3 protein-coding genes and 1 pseudogene are annotated in these 1,376 nt (G+C 60.6%); 2 read left to right on the top strand and 2 right to left on the bottom strand.

Annotation, left to right across the window (positions count from 1 at the left end; all coding sequences use genetic code 11):
• The coding region (locus IQ26_RS40205) for a hypothetical protein (protein ID WP_240547489.1) at positions 1-203 on the bottom strand (203 nt) is incomplete at its 3' end.
• Positions 204-296: 93 nt separating this feature from the next.
• Between IQ26_RS40205 and IQ26_RS38995 the strand changes: the two genes are divergently transcribed.
• Complete coding sequence (locus IQ26_RS38995) at positions 297-662, top strand: DUF2958 domain-containing protein (RefSeq protein ID WP_240547490.1); 366 nt, start codon at positions 297-299, stop codon at positions 660-662.
• Here the strand turns inward: IQ26_RS38995 and IQ26_RS39000 are convergent.
• Positions 620-970 carry a hypothetical protein gene (locus IQ26_RS39000; RefSeq protein ID WP_145723593.1) on the bottom strand — a complete coding sequence of 117 codons (351 nt, stop codon included), beginning with the start codon at positions 968-970 and terminating at the stop codon, positions 620-622. The genes IQ26_RS38995 and IQ26_RS39000 overlap by 43 nt on opposite strands.
• A gap of 124 nt (positions 971-1,094) precedes the next feature.
• Between IQ26_RS39000 and IQ26_RS39005 the strand changes: the two are divergent.
• Positions 1,095-1,232 (top strand): annotated as a pseudogene (locus IQ26_RS39005) (cold-shock protein); the annotation flags it as partial.
• Positions 1,233-1,376: the final 144 nt, after the last annotated feature.

The following is a 1,376-nucleotide window of genomic DNA, read 5'->3' on the forward strand; positions in this document are numbered from 1 at the left end:
GCAACATGCTGGGGATAGAGCTCGGCGCATGAGACAACCCGAGGCTTTCCGAATGTCGGCAACCGCATGGCCTGGGCACGATAGAACTCCGGGTTCTGGAAAGCCGCCAGACGGATAAGCTGCGCAATCAGGGCCGGCGGAAGTTCTGCCCTGTCGATGTAAACCTGATCGGCGACCACGATCTTGACGTTCCGCGGGATCACGCCGCCCGCCGCCGGCGGCCGCTGCGCGGTCCCTGACCCGCTTCGCACGTGAACTACGGCCCTTCCGTCATCGAGACGAAAGGAGATCCTACCATGACACTACTTTCACGCCTTCCTGCAGAAATGATCGCCCGCCTGGAGCGCAATCACCAAGCGAATTGCGTTGCCCGCGAGGTCGAACAGCCCGAGCTTGATCACAAGCCCGTCGTGAAGCTTATTGTGCCGACCGGCCGGGCTACTTGGCTCCTTACCGAGTTCGACCGCGACTCCGAACAGTTCTTCAGGTTATGTGACCTTGGCATGGGATGCCCGGAGCTCGGCTATGTCGCCTTGTCGGACCTCGACAGCTTGCGCGGGCCGCTTGGCAGCCTTGTCGATTACGACATGACCTTTGTCGCCAGCAAGCCCATTTCGGCTTATGCCGACGACGCTCGCCGTCGCGGTTTCATCGCCGCGTAATCGAAAGGGGCTTGGGCTTCCGCCCAGGCCCCTTTCACCACAAATGCTGACTGGTCAACATCATGCAATCGCGATGAACCTGCTTGGCAGCAATGGCGCTTCCCGGGGCGTTTGTTGCGCGGATTCTTGACGGGAGGTTCATCAAGGGGGACCGGCACGCCGGCCTCCTTGAACTGCTCAAGTGTGGCAACCGCATATTCGCGGTCGGCGGTCGATAAGACGACCCTCCAAGGTTTGCCCCTGCCGTCAACTGCGGCGACCACCTGATAGGTTGGCTTGGTCTCCGAAACTCTGATTTTCTTGGACATCCGGCCGCGCCTTAGCGTCTCGCGATGACTATTGGGCTGCACGAGCAGCAAACATTCGGGGGGCTGATTCATACCTTACCATCGGCCTGCTCATCTTCGTATTCCAGCGCCCGCGCTGCTTTGAGCGGATGTGTTCGTGCATATTTCTGCCGTGGAGCGCGCCGGCCTGCGGGGCCTCAACGAGGGCCAGAAGGTCAGCTACGAACTGATGCAGGACCAACGTTCCGGCAAGTCATCAGCCGATCAGCTTCGGATTGTCTGATTGGAGGTCTGTCTCGTCTGGCTCCATTGAAGGGCCCCGCCGCCAGAAAACCGCCCTTCCTCGTCAACTAGCCGCCTTGATGCACGGCGATGAGGTTTTGGCGGCCTAAGCGGCGATGTGGCCGCTGTTGGGCGCTTTTCCGCG

It is taken from the genome of Mesorhizobium tianshanense, assembly GCF_007830515.1.
Lineage (GTDB): Bacteria > Pseudomonadota > Alphaproteobacteria > Rhizobiales > Rhizobiaceae > Mesorhizobium > Mesorhizobium tianshanense.